Origin of the sequence: Streptomyces solitudinis (assembly GCF_036323765.1) — a bacterium.
GTDB lineage: Bacteria > Actinomycetota > Actinomycetes > Streptomycetales > Streptomycetaceae > Streptomyces.
Genome location: NZ_JAZDCW010000004.1, coordinates 248719 through 269069, shown reverse-complemented (window position 1 = coordinate 269069; position 20351 = coordinate 248719). Strand labels below are relative to the sequence as shown.

16 protein-coding genes are annotated in these 20351 nt (G+C 74.3%); 7 read left to right on the top strand and 9 right to left on the bottom strand.

Annotated elements, in window-relative coordinates; all coding sequences use genetic code 11:
- Positions 1 to 203: 203 nt before the first annotated feature.
- The 7 genes from V1J52_RS12530 to V1J52_RS12500 form a co-directional block, all read right to left on the bottom strand.
- Positions 204 to 539, bottom strand: a complete 336-nt coding sequence (locus tag V1J52_RS12530; RefSeq protein ID WP_330139801.1) for a YnfA family protein — start codon at positions 537 to 539, stop codon at positions 204 to 206.
- A 62-nt stretch (positions 540 to 601) separates the two neighbouring features.
- Positions 602 to 2992 carry an ATP-binding cassette domain-containing protein gene (locus V1J52_RS12525; protein ID WP_330139800.1) on the bottom strand — a complete coding sequence of 797 codons (2391 nt, stop codon included), beginning with the start codon at positions 2990 to 2992 and terminating at the stop codon, positions 602 to 604.
- A gap of 100 nt (positions 2993 to 3092) precedes the next feature.
- Positions 3093 to 3503, bottom strand: coding sequence for a VOC family protein (locus V1J52_RS12520; protein WP_330139799.1), 411 nt, complete (start codon positions 3501 to 3503; stop codon positions 3093 to 3095).
- A 10-nt stretch (positions 3504 to 3513) separates the two neighbouring features.
- A complete protein-coding gene (locus V1J52_RS12515) occupies positions 3514 to 3954 on the bottom strand; it encodes a helix-turn-helix transcriptional regulator (RefSeq protein ID WP_330140104.1) in 441 nt (146 codons plus the stop codon).
- A gap of 135 nt (positions 3955 to 4089) precedes the next feature.
- Positions 4090 to 5199: a ricin-type beta-trefoil lectin domain protein gene (locus tag V1J52_RS12510; RefSeq protein WP_443075807.1), complete on the bottom strand. Its 1110-nt coding sequence runs from the start codon at positions 5197 to 5199 to the stop codon at positions 4090 to 4092.
- 323 nt (positions 5200 to 5522) lie between these two features.
- On the bottom strand, positions 5523 to 6515 hold the full coding sequence (gene mgrA, locus V1J52_RS12505) for an L-glyceraldehyde 3-phosphate reductase (RefSeq protein ID WP_330139798.1): 993 nt from the start codon (positions 6513 to 6515) through the stop codon (positions 5523 to 5525).
- A gap of 131 nt (positions 6516 to 6646) precedes the next feature.
- Complete coding sequence (locus V1J52_RS12500) at positions 6647 to 7948, bottom strand: ROK family transcriptional regulator (RefSeq protein ID WP_330139797.1); 1302 nt, start codon at positions 7946 to 7948, stop codon at positions 6647 to 6649.
- Positions 7949 to 8365: 417 nt separating this feature from the next.
- Here V1J52_RS12500 and V1J52_RS12495 point away from each other — a divergent pair, with 417 nt between their 5' ends.
- The 5 genes from V1J52_RS12495 to V1J52_RS12475 are packed head-to-tail and all read left to right on the top strand — an operon-like array spanning position 8366 to position 13947.
- Positions 8366 to 10057, top strand: coding sequence for an ABC transporter substrate-binding protein (locus V1J52_RS12495; RefSeq protein WP_330139796.1), 1692 nt, complete (start codon positions 8366 to 8368; stop codon positions 10055 to 10057).
- Positions 10058 to 10114: 57 nt separating this feature from the next.
- Positions 10115 to 11104 carry an ABC transporter permease gene (locus V1J52_RS12490; RefSeq protein ID WP_330139795.1) on the top strand — a complete coding sequence of 330 codons (990 nt, stop codon included), beginning with the start codon at positions 10115 to 10117 and terminating at the stop codon, positions 11102 to 11104.
- Positions 11105 to 11123: 19 nt separating this feature from the next.
- Complete coding sequence (locus V1J52_RS12485; protein WP_330139794.1) at positions 11124 to 12113, top strand: ABC transporter permease; 990 nt, start codon at positions 11124 to 11126, stop codon at positions 12111 to 12113.
- Positions 12110 to 13048: an ABC transporter ATP-binding protein gene (locus tag V1J52_RS12480; RefSeq protein WP_330139793.1), complete on the top strand. Its 939-nt coding sequence runs from the start codon at positions 12110 to 12112 to the stop codon at positions 13046 to 13048. The genes V1J52_RS12485 and V1J52_RS12480 overlap by 4 nt, the downstream gene beginning before the upstream one ends.
- The gene (locus tag V1J52_RS12475; protein ID WP_330139792.1) at positions 13045 to 13947 is read left to right on the top strand and encodes an ABC transporter ATP-binding protein; all 903 of its coding nucleotides are present in this window, start codon (positions 13045 to 13047) and stop codon (positions 13945 to 13947) included. The genes V1J52_RS12480 and V1J52_RS12475 overlap by 4 nt, the downstream gene beginning before the upstream one ends.
- Positions 13948 to 13986: 39 nt before the next feature.
- On the opposite strand, the gene V1J52_RS12470 is transcribed toward V1J52_RS12475, so the two are convergent.
- Complete coding sequence (locus V1J52_RS12470; RefSeq protein WP_330139791.1) at positions 13987 to 16170, bottom strand: alpha-galactosidase; 2184 nt, start codon at positions 16168 to 16170, stop codon at positions 13987 to 13989.
- Between the two features lie 165 nt (positions 16171 to 16335).
- Here V1J52_RS12470 and V1J52_RS12465 point away from each other — a divergent pair, with 165 nt between their 5' ends.
- A complete protein-coding gene (locus V1J52_RS12465; protein ID WP_330139790.1) occupies positions 16336 to 18846 on the top strand; it encodes a glycoside hydrolase family 2 protein in 2511 nt (836 codons plus the stop codon).
- Positions 18843 to 19736: a LacI family DNA-binding transcriptional regulator gene (locus V1J52_RS12460; protein WP_330139789.1), complete on the top strand. Its 894-nt coding sequence runs from the start codon at positions 18843 to 18845 to the stop codon at positions 19734 to 19736. Before V1J52_RS12465 ends, V1J52_RS12460 begins: the two co-directional genes overlap by 4 nt.
- 122 nt (positions 19737 to 19858) lie before the next feature.
- On the opposite strand, the gene V1J52_RS12455 is transcribed toward V1J52_RS12460, so the two are convergent.
- On the bottom strand, positions 19859 to 20335 hold the full coding sequence (locus V1J52_RS12455; RefSeq protein WP_330139788.1) for an ATP-binding protein: 477 nt from the start codon (positions 20333 to 20335) through the stop codon (positions 19859 to 19861).
- Between the last annotated feature and the right edge of the window lie 16 nt (positions 20336 to 20351).

Here is a 20351-nt window from a genome sequence, read left to right as displayed (position 1 = left end):
GCGGACGGCGGCGGGACGGTGAAAGGGCGGACTTCGGTGGTTCAGGGGGCTGACGGCACGTGACCGAAAGCCCCCACCGTGGACGCCTCGGGGCTCGACATGGCCCGCACGTTACCCGACCGGTGCCCCGCGCGGCATCCGCCTCCCCCGCGCGGACGCCGCGCGTCCCGGCGCCGTCCCGGTACCAGGGCGTGCGGCGGCGGTCAGTGGCCGCGCGGGGCGTACATGATGACGGCCATCCCGGCGAGGCAGATCAGCGCGCCGACGACGTCGAACCGGTCGGGCCGGTAGCCGTCGGCCACCATGCCCCACAGGAGGGACCCGGCGACGAAGACGCCGCCGTACGCGGCCAGGATGCGTCCGAAATGGGCGTCGTGCTGCAAGGTCGCCACCACGCCGTACAGGCCGAGAGCGATCACCCCGGCCCCGATCCACACCCAGCCCCGGTGCTCGCGGACCCCCTGCCAGACGAGCCAGGCGCCCCCGATCTCGAACAGGGCCGCGACGGCGAACAGGGCGATGGAGCGGGCGACGAGCACGGTGACGTCTTTCTGGCGCTGGCGGGGCGGACGCCTCCATGATGCCCGGGAGCCACCCGCGGTCAGGCGCCGACGTAGGCCGCCAGGTGCTCACCGGTGAGGGTGCGGCGCCCGGCGACCAGATCGGCCGGGGTGCCCTCGAAGACGACCCGGCCGCCGTCGTGGCCCGCGCCGGGACCGAGGTCGATGATCCAGTCGGCGTGCGCCATGACGGCCTGGTGGTGCTCGATGACGATGACCGACGTACCCGAGTCGACGAGCCGGTCGAGCAGACCGAGCAACTGCTCGACATCGGCCAGGTGCAGACCGGTGCTCGGCTCGTCCAGGACGTAGACGCCGCCCCGGTCGGCCATGTGGGCGGCGAGCTTCAGCCGCTGCCGCTCGCCGCCGGACAGCGTGGTGAGCGGCTGGCCCAGGGTGAGGTAGCCGAGCCCGACGTCGGCGAGCCGCTTCAGGACCCGGTGCGCGGCGGGCGTGCGCGCCGCACCGGAGCCGAAGAACTCCTCGGCCTCGGCCACCGGCATGGCGAGCACCTCGCTGATGTCCCGGCCGCCGAGGCGGTGCTCCAGCACCGCCGCCTGGAACCGCCTGCCCTCGCACTCCTCGCAGGGGGTGGCCACGCCCGCCATCATCGCCAGGTCGGTGTAGACGACACCGGCCCCGTTGCAGTTCGGGCAGGCACCCTCCGAATTGGCGCTGAACAGCCCCGGTTTCACGCCGTTGGCCTTGGCGAACGCCTTGCGGACCGGGTCGAGCAGCCCCGTGTACGTGGCCGGGTTGCTCCGCCGCGAGCCGCGGATCGGGCCCTGGCCGACGGAGACGACGCCCGCGTCGGAGGGGAGGGACCCGTGCAGGAGCGAACTCTTGCCGGAGCCCGCGACGCCGGTGACGACGACCAGCACCCCGAGCGGGATGTCGACGTCCACGTCGCGCAGGTTGTGCTGGTTCGCGCCGCGGACCGCCAGCGCTCCGGTGGGCGTCCGCACCGCCTCCTTGAGCGCGGCCCGGTCGTCGAAGTGGCGGCCGGTCAGCGTGCCGCCCGCCCGCAGCCCCTCGACGGTGCCCTCGAAGCAGACGGTGCCGCCTGCCGCACCGGCGCCCGGGCCGAGGTCGACGACGTGGTCGGCGATGGCGATCGTCTCCGGCTTGTGCTCCACCACGAGCACCGTGTTCTTCTGGTCCCGCAGCCGCAGCAGCAGGCGGTTCATCCGCTGGATGTCATGGGGGTGCAGGCCCGCGGTCGGTTCGTCGAAGACGTAGGTGACGTCGGTGAGCGAGGAGCCGAGGTGGCGGATCATCTTGACGCGCTGCGCCTCGCCGCCCGACAGCGTGCCCGACGCCCGGTCGAGCGAGAGGTAGCCCAGTCCGATCTCCACGAACGAGTCGAAGGTGCGCAGCAGCGCGGACAGCAGCGGTGCCACCGACGGCTCGTCCAGGCCCCGGACCCACGCGGCGAGGTCGCTGATCTGCATCGCGCAGGCGTCACCGATGCTGATCCCGCCGATCCGGGAGGAGCGCGCCGCCTCGCTGAGCCGGGTGCCGCCGCACTCGGGGCAGGGGGTGAAGGTGACCGCCCGGTTCACGAACGCCCTGACGTGCGGTTGCATCGCCTCCCGGTCCTTGGCGAGGAAGGACTTGCGCACCTTGGGGATCAGCCCCTCGTAGGTGAGGTTGACGCCGTCGACCTTCACCTTGACCGGTTCCTTGTGGAGGAAGTCGTGCAGCTCCTGCTCCGTGTACGCGCGAATCGGCTTGTGCGGGTCGACGAAGCCCGACTCGGCGAAGAGCCGCACCGTCCAGAAGTTGTCCGCCTTGTAGCCGGGAACGGTGATCGCGCCCTCGGAGATGGACCTGGAGTCGTCGTAGAGCTCGGCGAGGTCCAGGTCGGAGACGGTGCCCCGGCCCTCGCAGCGCGGACACATGCCGCCGGTGCGGGAGTAGGTCTGCTTCACCGTCTTCCGGTCACCGCGCTCGACGGTGACCGCGCCGCTCGCCCGGACCGAGGGAACGTTGAAGGCGAAGGCGCCGGGCGGCCCGATGTGCGGCTGCCCGAGCCGGCTGAACAGGACACGCAGCATCGCGCCCGCGTCGGTGACGGTGCCGACGGTGGAGCGGACGTCGCCCCCCATCCGCTGCTGGTCGACGATGATCGCGGTCGTCAGCCCGTCGAGCACGTCGACGTCGGGCCGGGCCAGCGTCGGCATGAAACCCTGCACGAAGGCGCTGTAGGTCTCGTTGATCAGCCGCTGCGACTCCGCGGCGACCGTGCCGAACACCAGCGAACTCTTGCCGGAGCCGGAGACGCCCGTGAACACCGTCAGCCGGCGCTTGGGAATCTCGACGTGGACGTCCTTGAGGTTGTTCACCCGCGCGCCGTGCACGCGGATCACCTCGTGCCCATCGGCGGCGTGCGGGGCGGACGGCTCCGCGTCCGGCCCTGGGGCCCAGTTCATCGTCTCTCCCTGTGGTCGCGGGGTGGTCGTCGCGGGCCGCCCGCGCGGCCTGTGCCGGCGCCGCTCGCCGCGGTGGGCCCGGCGGTGACCGCCGGACGGTTCAGCGCAGTTCCTGGAGGCGCACCAGGTTGCCCGCCGGGTCGCGGAAGGCGCAGTCGCGGACGCCGTACGGCTGGTCGGCCGGTTCCTGGACGACCTCGGCACCGCTGGCCTGGAGCCGTTCGAAGGCGCCGTCGAGGTCGGTGGTGGCCAGCAGGACGCCGGCGTAGGTGCCCTTGGCCATCATCTCGGCGATGGTGCGGCGCTCGTCGTCCGTGACACCGGGGTCGGCGGCCGGCGGGGTCAGGACGATGGACGTGCCGGGCTGGCCGACGGGGCCGACCGTGAGCCAGCGCATCCCCTCGTACCCGACGTCGTTGCGGACCTCGAAGCCGAGGACGTCGCGGTAGAAGGCGAGCGCGGCGTCCGGGTCGTCGTGCGGGAGGAAGCTGGAGTGAATGGTGATGTCCATGGCTGCCACGCTAGACGCGGCCCGGCGGCACCGCTTCTCGATTCCTGACCGGTCTGGTCACCCGTTTCTCCAGGCACGGCGGCATGCCCGGCGCGGCGCCCGCCGCGCGGCGCCGGTAGACGCTGGGCGGCACCCCGACGAGTTCGGTGAAGCGGGTGCTGAAGGTGCCCAGGGACGAGCAGCCGACCGTGAAGCAGACCTCCGTGACGCTGAGGTCGCCGCGGCGCAGCAGCGCCATGGCGCGCTCGATGCGCCGCGTCATGAGGTAGGAGTACGGCGACTCGCCGTAGGCGAGGCGGAACTGGCGGCTGAGGTGCCCGGCCGACATGTGCACGCCGCGGGCGAGCGCCTCGACGTCCAGCGGCCGGGCGTACTCCCGGTCGATCCGGTCGCGGACGCGGCGCAGCCGCGCGAGGTCGCTCAGACGCCGCGCCGGGACGGGCGGGCTCATCGGGACGGGCGGGCTCGCCGGGACGGATGCGCTGGTCACACGCCGAAGCCTACGCCGGGGCCCCGGGGCGCGGCCGGGCGCGGGAGTGGCCCGGCCTCCCGTGGCTCCGGGGAGGCCGGGCGTCCGCGGGCGTCGTCAGCGGCGTGCCCACCGCTGGTTGGCCTGTCCGTTGCACGGCCACACGATGACCCGGGTGCCGTCCGCGGTGGCCGCGCCCTCGGCGTCCAGGCACAGGCCCGACGACGCGGCCCGGACGGTGCCGTCGGACCGCAGGTCCCACCGCTGGTCCGCGCCCGGGCCGCACGGCTGCGTCCGCACGGCTGTGCCCGGCCCCGCGGCGGCCAGGCAGGTGTCACCGTGGCCCCGCAGCCCGCCGTCCGCGGTCGCCGTCCACTGCTGGCCCGCGCCGCCGTCGCAGGACCACAACCGCACCCGGGCGCCGTCCGGGAGCGGGGCGGGCCGCACGTCCACGCACCGGCCGGACTGGGCGCCGACGAGGGCGAAGGCGCCCGTCTCCGGCCCGCCGGGGGCGCCGTCGAGGGCGGCGGCCAGCGCCGGGAACCAGCGGTCGGCGATCTTCCGGTCCCCGGAGGCGACCGGGTGGACGCCGTCGTAGGTGTCCGCGGCGGTGTCGAAACCGGTGTACTGGTCGACCACGGTCACCGGCGACTGCGCGGTGCTCTGCGCGCGGGCCCAGCCGGGGATCGCGGCGTTGAGCGCGCGGACCCGCTCGTCGCACCCGGTGCAGCCCTCCGGGCGCAGCGGGATCAGCTGGGCGACGATCACCCGCATGCGCGGGTTGGCGGCGCGCATCTGCCGCACCAGGGTGGTGTACGCGGACAGGACGTCGGCGGCCGGGACGCTGCTCCACATGTCGTTGGTGCCCAGGTGGACCAGCACCACGTCGGGGCGGGTGGCGGCGAGCCAGCCGGGCAGCCGGTTCTCCCGGGCGATGCCGGTGGCGAGGAATCCGCCGTGCCCCTCGTTGTCGGCGTCGAAGGGCACCCCGCAGTGCGGGGTGTTCAGCGTGCCGACGAAGTCGGCGGCGCGCCCGCTGCCGGTGATCCGTTCGTACAGCATGGCCCGCCAGCAGCCGGGGGAGCCGGTGATCGAGTCCCCCAGCGGCATGACGCGGACGGGTTCGGCGGCGCGGGCCGGGGCGGGCGTGAGGAAGGTGAGGACGGCGAGGAGCAGGGCGAGGAGGACGGCGCCCAGCTGCGCGGGCCGCCCGGCGGTGACGGTCACGGAAGACCCTCCGGGGTCGGGTGGACCTGCCATCGGGCAGGTGGGAGCCCGCCCGGGGACGCCGTCCCGGCAGGTGGACGGCGTCCCCGGGCGGGACGCGCGGCCGCGTGGGCCTCACCGGCAGGCGGCGTCACCTGGGGGCACCGCCCGGCCCGGCCCACGGGTTCTGGTGACGGTACGGTCACGCGCCGTGCTCCGGCAAGGGGCGGGGAGGAAATCCGGACTGAGTTTCTTCGGACGCCTAACATCTGAAGGCCGCTCGGCCCGGCCTGGGTCCGGCCGCGCACCGCCGGGGTGACCGGACGGCGCGCGGCCCGCGTGCCCTACTCCGCGTGGCGCTCGATCTCGGCGAGTTCCTCCGCCGAGAAGTCCAGGTTCTCCGCGGCCCGCACGTTGTCCTCCAGCTGCCTGACGCTGCTCGCGCCGACCAGCGCGGACGTGACCCGGCCGCCGCGCAGGATCCAGGCGATCGCCATCTGCGCGAGGGTCTGCCCGCGCCGCCGGGCGATCGCGTCGAGCGCCCGGACCTTGGCCAGGACGTCGTCCGAGACGCGGTCGGTGCTCAGGAACGGGCTGGCACCGGCCGCGCGGGAGTCCGCCGGGATGCCGCTCAGGTAGCGGTCGGTGAGCAGGCCCTGGGCGAGCGGCGAGAACGCGATCGAGCCCGCGCCCACCTCGTCCAGGGTGTCCAGCAGCCCGTCCCGCTCGACCCAGCGGTTGAAGATCGAGTAGGAGGGCTGGTGGATGAGCAGCGGCGTGCCCAGCCCGGCGAGGACGCGCGCCGCCTCCCGCGTCTGCTCGGGGCTGTAGTTGGAGACGCCCACGTACAGCGCCTTGCCCCGCTGCACCGCCGAGTGCAGCGCGCCCATCGTCTCCTCGATGGGCGTGTCCGGGTCGGGGCGGTGGTGGTAGAAGACGTCGACGTAGTCCAGCCCCAGCCGGCCGAGGCTCTGGTCCAGGCTGGCGAGCAGGTTCTTGCGCGAACCCCACTCCCCGTACGGGCCCGGCCACATGTAGTAGCCCGCCTTGCTGGAGACGACGATCTCGTCGCGGTAGGCCCGCAGGTCGGTGGCGAGGACGCGCCCGAAGTTCTCCTCCGCCGCCCCGGGCGGAGGCCCGTAGTTGTTGGCGAGGTCGAAGTGGGTGACGCCGAGGTCGAAGGCGCGGCGGACGATGGCCCGTTGGACGTCGAGGCCCCTGTCGTCGCCGAAGTTGTGCCACAGGCCCAGTGACACGGCCGGCAGCTTGAGCCCGCTGCGCCCGGTGCGGCGGTAGGGCATGGACGCGTATCGGGCCTCGTGGGCGATGTGGTTCACGGTCTCCTCAAGCGGTGTCCGGGCTGGCCGCGGGGGCCGGCGGCCGGGCCCGGCGCCGGGCGCCCGGGGGCGGGCCCGCGGGGAAGGGTCCGCGCCACTGTGGCACACAGTCGGTGACGTCACAAGGATCTTCAGGCGCTCGGGGCGGGCGCGGACGGAGGCGCCGCGAGGGCGACCTCCTCGGCCGCCGCCACCGCCTGGTGCAGGTGCAGGCCCTGCCGCAGCGGCACCAGCTCGGCCTGGAGCACCATCGTGGCCGCGCCGATGGCCGGTGCCGTGGCGGCGGAGTCCGACAGCCGCACGGCCACGGTGTGCGAGCCCCGGGCGAAGAACGCGCGGTCCAGCTCCTCCTGCACCACCGGCAGGTAGATCGACCCGGCGTTGCCGAGGCTCGGCCCGGTGAGGACCAGCAGCTCCAGGTCCATGATGTTGGCCAGCGTGCGGGCGGCCACCGCCAGGTAGCGGGCGGAGCGCTCCAGCAGGGCGCGCGCGCCGCCCTCCCCGTGCCGGGCGGCCCGGGTGACGGCGGCGAAGTCCGCGGCGACCGACAGCCGGGGCCCGCCCGGCGCGTTGGTCAGCCCGGCCGCCCGGGAGATCGCGGCGTCCGCCCGGGCGGCGGCCACGACCGCCGCCGGGCCGGCCAGCACCTCGGTGCAGCCGCGGGCACCGCACCAGCAGTCGGGGCCGGCGACGTCCAGGCAGACGTGGCCGATCTCGCCCGCGTTGCCGCTGACGCCCCGGTAGGCCATGCCGTCGATCATCAGCCCGGTGCCGATGCCGCTGCCCATGTAGAGGGCGGCGAAGTTCGGCGTGCCGCGCACGACCCCCGACCAGTGCTCGCCGAGGGCCGCGGCCGTGGCGTCGTTCTCCAGGATCACCGGCATGCCGGTGGCCTCGGAGACGGCCTGGTCGAGGGGGAACTCCTCCCAGTGCCGCATCGTCGGCGGGGTGAGCCGCATGCCGCTGGCGGGGGTGAGCGGGCCGGGGGAGACGAGGCCCAGGCCCAGGACGCGGCCGTGGTCGATGCCCGCGCCCTCGATGAAGTTGCGCACTTCCCCGGCCATGCGGGAGACGACGACCGGGGGGTCTTCCGCTCCCGCCCCGGCCCGGGACATCCGGGCGACGACCGCACCGGCCAGGTCCGTGAGCACGTAGGTGATGCCCGCGTGGTCCAGGTGGACACCGACGGCGTAGCGCGAGGACGGGTTGAGCTGGAGGAGCACCCGCGGCTTGCCGCCGGTGGACTCCGCGCGGCCGATCTCCAGGACCAGGCCGTCGTCGATCAGGCGGCGCACCACGGTGGAGATCGTCGCCCCCGTGAAACCGGTGGCCTGGATCAGTCCGACCCGGCTGATGGTGCCCGCGGCCCGGATGACGTCGAGTACGGCCGCCCTGCTCGTCGCGTGGGGCATGACCCGTGCCGCCGTGCTCACCGCGTCCTCCTGGGCCGGGCGGGCGCAGCCTCGCCGGCGGGTCGTTCTGTTCCGGCCGCAGCGGGGCGCCGGCGGGTTACTTTGCCCGTCGAACAATACTAGCGCCGCCGTCCCGGACCGCCCGGCGCCGGGCCGCCCGTCCCGGGCCGCCGGAGCGTCCCGGGGGCGGGCGCTCCGGCGCCCTCGGCCAAGGGTCCGCAGGCCGTACCGCGAACGGGCCGGCCCCGCTCCGCCCCCGCCGCCCCCTCAGCCCCGGGGAGCACCTCCCGGCGCACGACACCAACGGGTAACGGCCGGACACACGCATTGACTTTCTTTCTTTGGCTGCTTAACAATCCGCTCACGAGCGTGGCGCCGGCCCCCACCCGGGAACGACGAGCCCGCGCGCGATGCCGTCCGTCACGAGAGGACCACAGCATGTCCATGCGCACCAGGGGCGCGGGCGTCCGCCGCGCCGCCGCCGGGGCCGCCGTCGCCGTGCTCGTCGCCACGGGCTGCGGCGCGGGCGGCCAGGGCGGTTCCGCCACCGACCCGGGCACCCTGATCGCCTACGCCGGACAGGCCGGTGACTACCAGGTCAACTTCAACCCGTACTCGCCCACGCTGATCGACGGCCCCGGCACCATCTACGAGCCGCTGTTCTACTTCAACGCCGCGAGTGACGAAGCGGAGCCGCAGCCCCGGCTGGGCACCGACTACGCCTGGAACGAGGACGGCACGGTGCTGTCGGTGACCCTGCGGGACGACGCGCGCTGGACGGACGGCGAGCGGTTCACCGCCGACGACGTCGTGTTCACGATGGACATGGTCAGGGACAACCCGACCATGAACAGCACCGGCTTCGACGGCGTCACGAAGGCGCTGGACGACACCCACGTCACCATCACCTTCGACGAGCCCGCCTACACCGAGGCGCCGCAGATCCTCGGGAAGCTGTTCATCGTGCCCGAGCACCTCTGGGGCGCCCTCGACGCCCCGGCGGAGAGCGTCATGGCGGAACCGGTCGGCACCGGGCCCTTCGTGCTGGAGGAGTTCAAGCCGCAGGCGTTCACGCTGCGGGCCAACCCCGACTACTACGGCGGCGAGCCGGAGCTGGAGCAGATCCGCTACATCGCCCTGTCCGGCAACCAGTCCGGCGCCGACGCGCTCAACGCCGGCCAGATCGACTTCATGACCGGCCCGGTCCCCGACATCGCCGGCATCGAGGAGAACTACCCCGGCTACAAGGCCATCACCGTCCCGTGGAACCAGATCGCCCTGTTCACCTGCTCCAGCGCGGAACTCGGCTGCGAGGGCCCGCAGACCGACCCCGCCGTGCGCCGGGCCATCTACCACGCGATGGACCGCGAACAGCTGAACGCCCTCGCCTTCCAGGGCACCGCGAGCGAGATCTCCCCCGGCTTCGCCCTGCCGGACCGGGACGGGGAGTGGCTCTCGGACCAGCTGGAGCACCGGCTCGCCCCGATGGAGCCGCAGCTCGCGGAGGCCACCCGCCTCCTGACGGAGGCGGGCTACACCAAGGGCTCCGACGGCGTCTTCGCCAAGGACGGCAGGAAGCTGGAGCTGACGGTCAAGGTCGTCTCCGGCTGGACCGACTACATCACGGCCGTCAACACCCTGAGCGAGCAGCTGGGGAAGGCCGGCGTCAAGCTCACCGCGCAGCAGGTCTCCTGGAACGAGTGGTCCGACGCGCGCGGACGCGGCCAGTACGAACTGCTCATCGACGCCGTGCAGCAGGGGCCGTCCGCCGACCCGTACTACTCCTACAGCTACTTCTTCGCGGGCCACACCACCGCGCCGGTGGGGGAGGTCGCCAACCCCGGCTTCGCCCGCTACGACAACGCGTCGGTCAACGAGGCCCTCGCCGGGCTGAAGCGGCTGCCGTTCGACGACGCGGACGCCCGGCAGCCGTACTTCGACGTCATCCAGACCGCGCTGGAGCGGGACATGCCCTACATCCCGGTCCTCACCGGCGGAACCACCAGCGAGTACCACGCCGACAAGTTCAGCGGCTGGCCCACGGCGGACGACCTCTACGCCTTCCCCGCGGTGTGGTCGCGCCCGGACAACTCGCAGATCTACCTGAACCTCGAACCGAACGCCGGGTGAGGTCCCCCGCGGCGCCCGGTCCGGCGAGGAGGAACCCACAGTGATTGGCGGCGCACGATGAGGTACTACGGCCGCAAGGCCGGTTTCTACCTGGTCGCCCTCTGGGCGGCCCTGACGCTGAACTTCGTCATCCCCCGACTGATGCCGGGCGACCCGGTGGACATCCTGATGGCCAAGCTCGCCCAGCGCGGCGGCGCCGTCGACCCGTCCGTCCGCCGGTCCTACGAGCTGCTGCTCGGAGCCGGCGGCGGTGACCCGCTGTGGGAGCAGTACGTCTCCTACCTGGGCAACACCGTGCGCGGGGACTTCGGCGTCTCCGTCAGCTCCTACCCGGCCCCCGTCTCGGAGGTGATCGCGCAGTCACTCCCCTGGACGGTCGTGCTGGTCGGCCTGGCCACCGCGATCTCCTTCGTGCTCGGCATCGCGCTGGGCGCGGTGGCCGGCTGGAAGCGCGGCAGCTGGCTGGACTCCCTCGTGCCCGCCACCACCGTCCTCGCCGCGGTGCCCTACTTCTGGCTGGCCCTGATCCTGGCCGCCGCGCTGGCCTCAGGACTCCAGTGGTTCCCGCTGCTGGGCGGCTACGACGTCACCCTCAGCACGGGCTGGAACTGGGAGTTCATCTCCTCGGCCGCCTACCACGGCGTCCTGCCCGCCCTGACGATCGTGATCTCCTCGGTCGGCGGGTGGCTGCTCGGCATGCGGAACATGATGGTCTCCACCACCTCCGAGGACTACGTGCTCACCGCGCGGGCCAAGGGCCTGCGCGGGCGCCGCATCATGGTCCGCTACGCCGCCCGCAACGCGGTCCTGCCCTCGGTGGCCGGCTTCGCCACGTCGCTCGGCTTCGTCGTCTCCGGGTCGGTCATCACCGAACAGGTCTTCTCCTACCCGGGGCTCGGCACGCAGCTCCTGGAGGCGGTGCAGAACAACGACTACGCCCTGATGCAGGGGATCTTCCTGGTCATCACCGTCGCCGTACTCGGCGCCAACCTGCTCGTCGACCTCCTCTACGGCGTGATCGACCCGCGCACCCGAGCCGCCCACTGACAGGGAAGGAAGCCAAGCCGTGACCCACCCCATCCCGCCCGAGGGCGCCCTGGCGGACGAGCCGGGGCGAGCGGGGGCGGCCTCGCCGGCCCACCGGGCCCCCGCGGGCAGCGGTTCCACCGGTGCCTGGCGGTCGCTGCTGCCGCGCTGGTCGCCCAGGCTCGGCGCCGGGCTCGGGCTCGTCGTCGCCATCGCCCTCTTCGGCGCCCTCGGCCCGCTGCTCCTCGGGGACCCCGGCGCCGTCCGCGACATCGGCCTCACCCCGCCGGGCGGGGACTTCCCGCTCGGCACCACCCAGACCGGGCAGGATGTCTTCGCGCAGCTCGCCCACGCGACCCGCGGCTCGCTCCAGATCGGCCTGCTCGTCGGGGTCATGGCCACCGTGCTGTCCGCGTTCTTCGGCATCATCGGCGCCTACGCCGGCGGCGTCGTGGACGAGGCGTTCTCGCTGTTCTCCAACGTCATGCTGGTGATCCCGGGCCTGCCGCTGGTCATCGTCATCTCCGGGTTCGTGCCCGCCTCCCAGCGCGGCACCTGGACGATCGCGCTGGTCCTGGCGATCACCGGCTGGGCCGCCGCCGCCCGCGTCCTGCGCGCCCAGACCCTCTCCGTCCGCAGCCGCGACTACGTCGCGGCGGCCAAGGTGGCGGGGGAGAAGCCGTGGCGGGTGATCGGCGTGGAGATCCTGCCCAACCTGCTGCCCGTGCTCGCCTCCCAGTTCGTCTTCGCCGTCCTCTTCGCCATTCTCAGCGAGGCGGGACTGTCCTTCCTCGGGCTCGGCGCCGCCAACTCCTCGACGCTCGGCACGATGCTCTACTTCGCGCAGAACGGCTTCGCCCTCCAGTACGAGGCGTGGTGGTGGTTCGGGCCGCCCGGCCTCGTCATCGCCGCGTTCGGCGCCGGACTGGCCCTCATCAACTTCAGCCTCGACGAGATCATCAACCCCAGGCTGCGGGCCGCGAGCCACACGCGCGCCGCCCGCAAGGCCGCCAGGAGCGCCGCCTCATGACGGAGAAGACCGTGCTGCCCGCGCCCCGCCCCGGCGCCCCGCGAACGCCCCAGGAGGCGGTGCTCACCGTGGAGGGCCTGAACGTCGTCTACCGGGCCGCCCGCCCGGTGCACGCCGTGCGGGACGTCTCCCTCACCCTGCGCCGCGGCGAGATCCTGGGCCTGGCCGGCGAGTCCGGCTGCGGGAAGTCGACCCTGGCCTACGCCGTCGGCCGGCTGCTGGAGTGGCCGGCCGACCTCGCGTCCGGCTCGGTCACCTTCCACGACCGCGACGGCACCGACGTGGACCTGCTCGCCCTGCGCGGTGAGAAACTGCGCCGCTTCCGCTGGTCCAAGCTCTCCATGGTGTTCCAGGGCGCGATGAACGCGCTGAACCCGGTTACCCCCGTGCGGGCGCAGATGGCGGACGTCCTGACCACGCACGAGCCGGGCATGTCCCGCCGGGAGCGCGGACGGCGCTGCGCGGAGGTCCTGGAGCTGGTCGGCGTCGACCCGGGGCGTCTGCACGCCTTCCCGCACGAACTGTCCGGCGGCATGCGGCAACGGGTCATGATCGCCATGGCGCTGCTGCTGGACCCGCAGGTGATGATCATGGACGAGCCGACGACGGCCCTCGACGTCCTCGTGCAGCGCGGCATCCTGCGCGAGATCCTGCGGCTGCGCGACGAACTGGGCTTCGCCGTCGTCTTCATCACCCACGACCTGCCGCTCCTGCTGGAGCTGAGCGACCGCATCGCGGTCATGCTGCGCGGCGAGATCGTCGAGTACGCGGACGCCGAGGACGTCCACCGGCGGCCCCGGCACGCCTACACGCGCACGCTGCTCGACTCCTTCCCCAGCCTGACCGGGGAGCGCGGCTCCTTCCCGCGCGGCACCGGCCCGGCCCGCGACGACGGAGCCCCGGGCACCCGGCCCGCCGAAGGAGACCCGCGATGACCACCCTGCGCGTCCGCGACCTGACAAAGGACTTCACGCTCCGCTCCGGGCTGCGCCGCACCGCCCTGCGCGCCGTCGACCGGGTCGGCTTCGACCTCGTGCCGGGGCGCACCCTCGCCCTCGTGGGCGCGTCCGGCTCCGGCAAGTCCACCGTCGCGCGCATGCTCGCCCGGCTGGAGAAGCCCAGCTCGGGCACGGTCGCCGCCCTGGGCGACGACGGCCGGCCGGTGCCGTCGCGGGCCTACCGCGACCACGTGCAGATGGTCTTCCAGGACCCGTTCGCCTCGCTCAACCCCTTCCACTCGATCGAGCACCACCTGGCCCGGCCGCTGCTCCTGCACGGGCGGGCCGCGTCCCGGCGCGACGCCCGCCAGGAGGTGTACCGGCTGCTGGAGCGGGTCAGCCTGCCGGCCGCCTCGGTCGCGCACCGCCGCCCGCACGAACTGTCCGGCGGCCAGCGGCAGCGCGTCGCCATCGCGCGGGCGCTGGCCCCCGGCGCGCGGGTCGTCGTCGCCGACGAGCCGGTGTCGATGCTGGACGTCTCCAGCCGCCTCGGCGTGCTGCGGCTGCTGGCGCGGCTCCAGCGCGAGGACCGGCTCGCCGTCCTCTACATCACCCACGACCTGGCCACGGCACGGCACTTCTCGGACGACATCCTGGTGATGAACAAGGGCCGGGTGGTCGAACGCGGCCCCGCCGACGAGGTGATCCTCAACCCGCAGCACCCCTACACGCGGCTGCTGCGCTCGGCCGCGCCCGATCCGGAGCTGCGCGGCCGCTGGCAGCGGCCCGAGGAGACGGCCCATCCGGAGCAGGACCACGACCACCTCGCCTACGACCACCACACCGGCACGTGGCGGGACCTGGAGGCGCCCGGCCGGGGCCGGGCGCCCCGGTGACCGGGCCGGGCCGCCCGGGCCCGGCCGGAGCGCCCGGTGTCAGCCGACGCGGGTGGCGCGCAGCAGCACCAGCCGCTCGGGGTAGAGCACGGGAGCCTGCACACCGGCGCGGGCCAGCACGCGTCCGGGCAGCTCCACCCCGCCGGGCGTCCACCAGGGCAGCTCCACGCCCCAGTCGTGCGCGTTGCCGTCCGGCAGGTCGCCGGGCGGCTGCGGCCGGACCCGGTAGACGGCCCCGGGGTCCAGCCCCGGCAGCCGGACGGGGCCCGGCGGGTACAGCGCGGAGGACGCCGTGGCCACCAGCGCGAACACCGCGTCCGAGGCGTCCCGGGCGACGACGCCGTGCAGGTGGCAGGCCGGGTCCGGATGGTCGGCGTGGACGGCGGTGCCCGAGTGCAGCAGCGGGCGCAGCTCCTTGTAGAGGGCGGTCCACGCGCGCAGCCGGTCCAGGTCCGCGGCGCTCGCCGCGGTGAGGTCCCACTCGATGCCGAAGTGCCCGAACAGCGCCGTACCGGCCCGGAAGTCGAGCACGTGGCGGCGTCCGGTGGTGTGCGCGACGCCGGAGCCCACGTGGGTGCCCATCAGCTCCAGCGGGATCAGCGCGTTCGTCCAGCGCTGGATCTGCTGGCGTTCCAGGGCGTCGATGCAGTCCGACACCCACACCCGGTCGGTGCGCTCCAGGATGCCGAGGTCCACCCGGCCGCCGCCGGAGGAGCAGGACTCGATCTCGACGCCCGGGTGGCGGCGCCGCAGCTCGTCCATGAGGCGGTAGGCGGCCAGCGTCTGCCCGTGCACGCCCGCGCGGCCGGTCGGCCGGTGCCCGGCGTCCACCAGGTCGCGGTTGTGGTCCCACTTCAGGTACCCGATGGGATGAGCGCCCAGCAGGTCGTCCAGGCGTGCGAGGACGTACGCGTACGCCTCCGGGCGGGCCAGGTCGAGCACCTGCTGCGACCGGGCGGTCCGGGGCGGCCGGTCGCCCGCGGCCATGATCCACTCGGGGTGCGCGCGGGCCAGGTCGGAGTCCTCGTTGATCATCTCGGGCTCGACCCAGAGGCCGAACTCCAGGCCCAGACCCGTGACGTGGGAGGTGAGCGGGCCGAGCCCGTCCGGCCACGCCTGGGGCGAGACGTACCAGTCGCCGAGCCCCCTGCGGTCGTCGCGGCGGGAGCCGAACCAGCCGTCGTCCAGCACGAACCGCTCGGCGCCCACGGCGGCCGCCGCGTCCGCCAGCGCGCGCAGCCGGTCCAGGTCGTGGTCGAAGTAGACGGCCTCCCAGGTGTTGAGCGTGACCGGGCGCGGTGCGGACGGGTGGTGCGGACGGGCGCGCAGCTCGCGGTGGAAGCGGGCCGACAGCTCGTCCAGCCCGGTGCCGCAGGAGCCGTAGGCCCAGGGCGTCGTGTAGTGCTCGCCCGGCGCGAGCAGCACCTCGCCCGACAGCAGCAGTTCGCCGCAGCCCAGCAGGGACACCGAGTGGAAGGTGCGCTCGGCGAAGGTGCGGTGGTTGCCGGACCAGGCGGTGTGCACCCCCCACACCTCGCCGCTGCGGTTGCCGAAGTGCTCGGTGCCCGCCACCAGCAGGTGGGCGCTGTCGTAGCCGGTGCGGCCGGTGCGGTTCTCCCGCACGCGCAGGCCCTGGGTGAACGGCGTCCGCTGGGGGCTGCGTTCGCGCAGGTGGTGGCCGGTGAAGTCGAGCAGCTCGGTGGCCTCGGGCGGTACCGGCAGGGTGAGGTGCACGGCGTCCACGGCGAACGGGGTGGCCCCCCGGTTGGTCAGCGTCGCCGCCTGGCGCACGAGCCCGGCCGCGGTCAGCTCGATCGTCAGCTGAAGGTCCAGCCCGGCGGCGTCGTCCCCGGCCCGCACGCTCACCCGGCCGCCCGTGCCGCCGGGCGCGGTCACCTGCGCGCCGGACACCCGGAACGCGGTGGAGAAGTGCGCTCCGTCCCGGTTCCCGGCCAGGCCCGGGGTGCCGAGCCAGCCGGCCGACTGCTCGGGCAGGACGGACACCTCGACGGGCCCGTCCACGGAGAAGCCGATGGGCTGCGGACGCCGGGTGAGCCGGAGCGCGTCGAGCGCGGCCGGGCCCAGCCCGCCCAGGTCCGCTCCCCAGTGCAGCACCCGGGGCAGGGTGCCCCCGGCGAGGTCGAGGACGAGGCTGACCCCCGCCGCGCGCAGATGCACCGGGGGCGGGTTCTCGGAGTCGGGCTGCGGGGCCAGGGTGCGCATGGTTCCTTCACTCCTCGTCGGCGGTGCCATCTGTGCGTTGACTTACTTTGTTCGGCGGCGTAAGAATGTGCCGACCCTACTCGCCCCGCCTCGGGGAATCCAGGTCCCCGCCCCCCCGATCCGCCGGGCGGCGCGCGCACGAAGACGAACCCCCAGGAGTGCCGAGTGACGACCTTCCGCGACGCCCGCGAGACCCTGCACGACGGCTGGCGGCTGACCGCGGTCGCGGGCCCCGTCCCCGAGGCCGTCCTCGGCGCGGACGTACCGGCCCGCGTCCCCGGCAGCGCGCACCTGGACCTCATGGCCGCGGGCCTCATCCCCGACCCCTACCTCGACCGCGCCGAGGAGGAGCTGGCGTGGACGCACCGCACCCACTGGCGCTACACCCTCACCTTCACCGCCCGCCCCGCCGCCCCCGGCGAGCGGGTCGACCTGGCCTTCGACGGCCTCGACACCGTCGCCACCGTCGAACTGAACGGCCACCTCCTGGGCTCCACCCGCAACATGCACCGCGGTTACCGCTTCGACGTGCGCGACGCGCTCGCGGACGGCGCCAACGAACTGGCCGTCACCTTCCGCCCCGCCCTGGAGTACGCCGAGGAGGTCGAGCGGGAGCTGGGCCGCCGCGAGCACGTCTACCCGCACCCGTTCAACATGGTCCGCAAGATGGCGTGCAGCTTCGGCTGGGACTGGGGCCCGGACCTCCAGACCGCCGGCATCTGGAAACCCGTCCGCCTGGAACGCTGGAGCACCGCGCGGCTCAGCCGGGTACGGCCGCTGGTGACCGTGGACGCGGACGGCACCGGCCGCGTCGAGGTGCACGCCGACGTCGAGCGCTCGGGCTCCGGTCCGGACGCCGAGCTGGACCTGACGGTCGACGTCGCCGGGCGGCGCGCGCGCACCGTCGTCCCCGCCGGACGGACCACCGCCGTCGCCACCGTCCTCGTCCCCGCGGCCCGGCTGTGGTGGCCCGCCGGGTACGGCGCCCAGCCCCTGTACGGCCTGGACGTCACCCTGGGCGCGCCCGGCCGCCCCGAAGCCCTGGACCGCGCCTCGCGCCGCATCGGCTTCCGCACCGTCACCGTCGACACCGCCCCGGACGGCACCGGCACCCCCTTCACCGTCGTCGTCAACGGCAGGCCCGTCTTCGCCAAGGGCGCCAACTGGATCCCCGACGACCACTTCCTCACCCGCGTCACCCGCGAGCGCCTGGAACGCCGCGTGGACCAGGCCGTGGGCGCCCACATGAACATGCTGCGCGTCTGGGGCGGCGGCATCTACGAGAGCGACGACTTCTACGACGTCTGCGACGAACGCGGCGTCCTGGTCTGGCAGGACTTCCCCTTCGCCTGCGCCTCCTACCCCGAGGAGGAACCGCTGCGCAGCGAGATCGAGGCCGAGACCCGGGAGAACGTCGTCCGGCTCATGTCCCACGCCTCGCTCGCCCTGTGGAACGGCGGCAACGAGAACCTGTGGGGTTTCGTGGACTGGGGCTGGCCGGAGCAGCTGGCCGGCCGCACCTGGGGCCTCGGCTACTACACCGGCCTGCTGCCCCGCGTGTGCGCCGAACTGGACCCGCACCGCTTCTACGCCGACGGCAGCCCCTACAGCCCCGGCGCGCCACTGGACGCCGTCCACCCCAACGACGAGAACCACGGCACCCGCCACGAGTGGCGGGTGTGGAACGAGCGGGACTACACGCACTACCGCGACCACGTCCCGCGCTTCTGCTCCGAGTTCGGCTTCCAGGGCCCGCCCGCGTGGGCCACGCTGACCGCCTCCGTCCACGACGACCCGCTGACCCCCACCTCCCCGGCCTTCGCGCTGCACCAGAAGGCCGAGGACGGCAACGGCAAGCTCGAACGGGGCTTCGCCCCGCACCTGCCGCAGCCGCGCACCTTCGCCGACTGGCACTGGACGACGCAGCTCAACCAGGCCCGCGCCGTCGCGTTCGGCGTCGAGCACTACCGCTCCTGGTGGCCGCGCACCGCCGGGTCGCTGGTCTGGCAGCTCAACGACTGCTGGCCGGTCACCTCCTGGGCCGCGGTGGACGGCCAGGAGCGGCCCAAACCCCTGTGGTACGCGCTGCGGCACGCCTACGCCCCGCGCCTGCTGACCCTCCAGCCCCGCGACGGGGCGCTCGCCGTCATCGCCGTCAACGACCACGACGAGCCGTGGACCGGCCACCTCACGCTGGAGCGCCAGACGTTCGGGGGCCTGGTCCAGGCCAGTGCTAGGGTCGGGCTGCGCGTGCCCGCCCGTTCCGTCGCCCGGTTCGAGCCGGGCGAGGCCCTGGTCACCCCGGACGACGCGGAGCGGGAGGTACTCGTGGTCACCTCGGACGAGGCACGGGTGTGCCACCTCTTCCGCGAGGACATCGAGCTGGCCTACGATCCCGCCGCGCTGAGCGCCGGCGTCGTGCCCGTCCCCGGTGGCTACCGGGTGGACGTGCACGCCCGCTCCTTCGCCCGCGACGTCGCCGTCCTGGCCGACCGGGTCGCCCCGGACGCCGTCGTGGACGAGATGCTGGTGCCCCTCCTGGCCGGGGAGTCCCGCTCGTTCACCGTGCGCACCGCGGCACGCCTGGCCGACCCGTCCGTGCTGACCGGCCCGCTGGTGCTGCGCAGCGCGGCGGGAGCCGCCGCTGCCGCCGAGCCGGAAGTGCCCACCGCGTGAGCGTCCCCCAGAGCCACCGCGCGGGGCCGGGCGCCGTCGGCCTCGTCCTGGCCCGGCCCGCGCGCCTGCTGGGCGTCGAACCGTTCTTCATGGAGTTCATCGCCGGCATCGAGGAGAGCCTGGTCGAGCGGGACATGTCCGTCCTGCTGCACGTCGTCACCACGCACGAGGCGGAGATCGCCACCTACCGGCGGTGGGCCGGGCGCGGCCTGGTGGACGCCGTCGTGGTCGTCAACCTGGCCGAGGGCGACCAGCGGCCCGCCGTCCTGCGCGAACTCGGGCTGGCCGCCGTCCTCGCCGGGACCTGGGAGGACGAGCCCACCGTGCCCACCGTGCGCACGGACGACGCCGGCCCCGTCCGCGAGGCGCTGTCCCGGCTGCTGGAGCTGGGCCACCGGCACATCGCCCGCGTCACCGGCCCGGCCGCGCTGCTGCACACCCGAAGCCGCACGCGCGTCCTGCGCGAGGGGTGCGCCCAGGCCGGTGTCGAACCGGTCGTCGTCGAGGGGGACTACTCCGCCGACGCGGGCGCCCGTCTCACCGCGGAGCTGCTGCGGCGCGCGCAGCCGCCCACGGCGATCCTCTACGACAACGACGTGATGGCCGTGGCCGGGCTCGGCGCCGCCAAGGAGGCCGGGGTGGAGGTGCCGGGGGAGCTGTCCCTGATCGCCTGGGACGACTCCACGCTGTGCCGCCTGGCCACGCCCGCGCTCAGCACGATGACCGTGGACGTGCACGGTTTCGGCGTCGCGGTGGCCGAATCGGTCCTGGAGTGCGTCGACGGCCGTCCGGTGACGCCCCGCTCCTCGCCCGCGGCCCGGTTCACCCCCCGGGGCAGCACCGCGCCGCCCGCGCGCTCCCCGGGCGCCGCTGGCGCGGCCGGGGCCTGAGCGCGGGCCGGGGAGCGCGCCGGGGACACGCGTGGGGGGGATAACCGTCCCGGGCGGTCTGGCCCTCACCCCGGACGCCCGGGACGGTCGTTCGTGGCGGGCGGCGGGCGCCCGCGTGCGCCTCAGCCGGCGGCGGTCAGCACGTCGGCGCGGACGTGCACCCCGCCGGTGTCGGCGTGCGGGTCGACCTCGCAGAAGTGCGCCAGCGCCCGGACGAGGGCGAGGCCGCGGCCCCGCTCCTCCCACGGCCCGGCGGGGTGCTCCGGCACCGGCCAGCCCGGCGCCCGCGCCGTGCCGCTGTCCGCGACCAGCACGCGCACCGCGTGCGGGCCGAGCACGAGCGTCACCGTCATCTCCTCCCCGCCGTGCTCGGCGGCGTTGGCGGCCAGCTCCGCCACCACCAGCAGAACGTCCCCCGCCGCTTCCTCGGGCAGCCCCCAGGTGTCCAGGACGCCGCGGGCCCAGACCCGGGCGGCCCGCGCCTGCGCGGGCGTGGCGGAGGCGGAGAGGCTCGCGACCCGCCGCGCCTGCGGGGCGAGCCGGTCGAGGGCGCGGGCGAGGTACGCCGGATGCGGCGCGGACACGGGGCTGATCGTCATGTGGTTCCTCCCGGCG

Coding starts and splice junctions, on each gene's coding strand:
- V1J52_RS12525 (WP_330139800.1), bottom strand. CDS start 2,992: ATGAACTGGGCCCCAGGGCCGGACGCGGAGCCGTCCGCCCCGCACGCC.
- V1J52_RS12520 (WP_330139799.1), bottom strand. CDS start 3,503: ATGGACATCACCATTCACTCCAGCTTCCTCCCGCACGACGACCCGGAC.
- V1J52_RS12515 (WP_330140104.1), bottom strand. CDS start 3,954: ATGAGCCCGCCCGTCCCGGCGCGGCGTCTGAGCGACCTCGCGCGGCTG.
- V1J52_RS12495 (WP_330139796.1), top strand. CDS start 8,366: ATGTCCATGCGCACCAGGGGCGCGGGCGTCCGCCGCGCCGCCGCCGGG.
- V1J52_RS12490 (WP_330139795.1), top strand. CDS start 10,115: ATGAGGTACTACGGCCGCAAGGCCGGTTTCTACCTGGTCGCCCTCTGG.
- V1J52_RS12480 (WP_330139793.1), top strand. CDS start 12,110: ATGACGGAGAAGACCGTGCTGCCCGCGCCCCGCCCCGGCGCCCCGCGA.
- V1J52_RS12475 (WP_330139792.1), top strand. CDS start 13,045: ATGACCACCCTGCGCGTCCGCGACCTGACAAAGGACTTCACGCTCCGC.
- V1J52_RS12470 (WP_330139791.1), bottom strand. CDS start 16,170: ATGCGCACCCTGGCCCCGCAGCCCGACTCCGAGAACCCGCCCCCGGTG.
- V1J52_RS12455 (WP_330139788.1), bottom strand. CDS start 20,335: ATGACGATCAGCCCCGTGTCCGCGCCGCATCCGGCGTACCTCGCCCGC.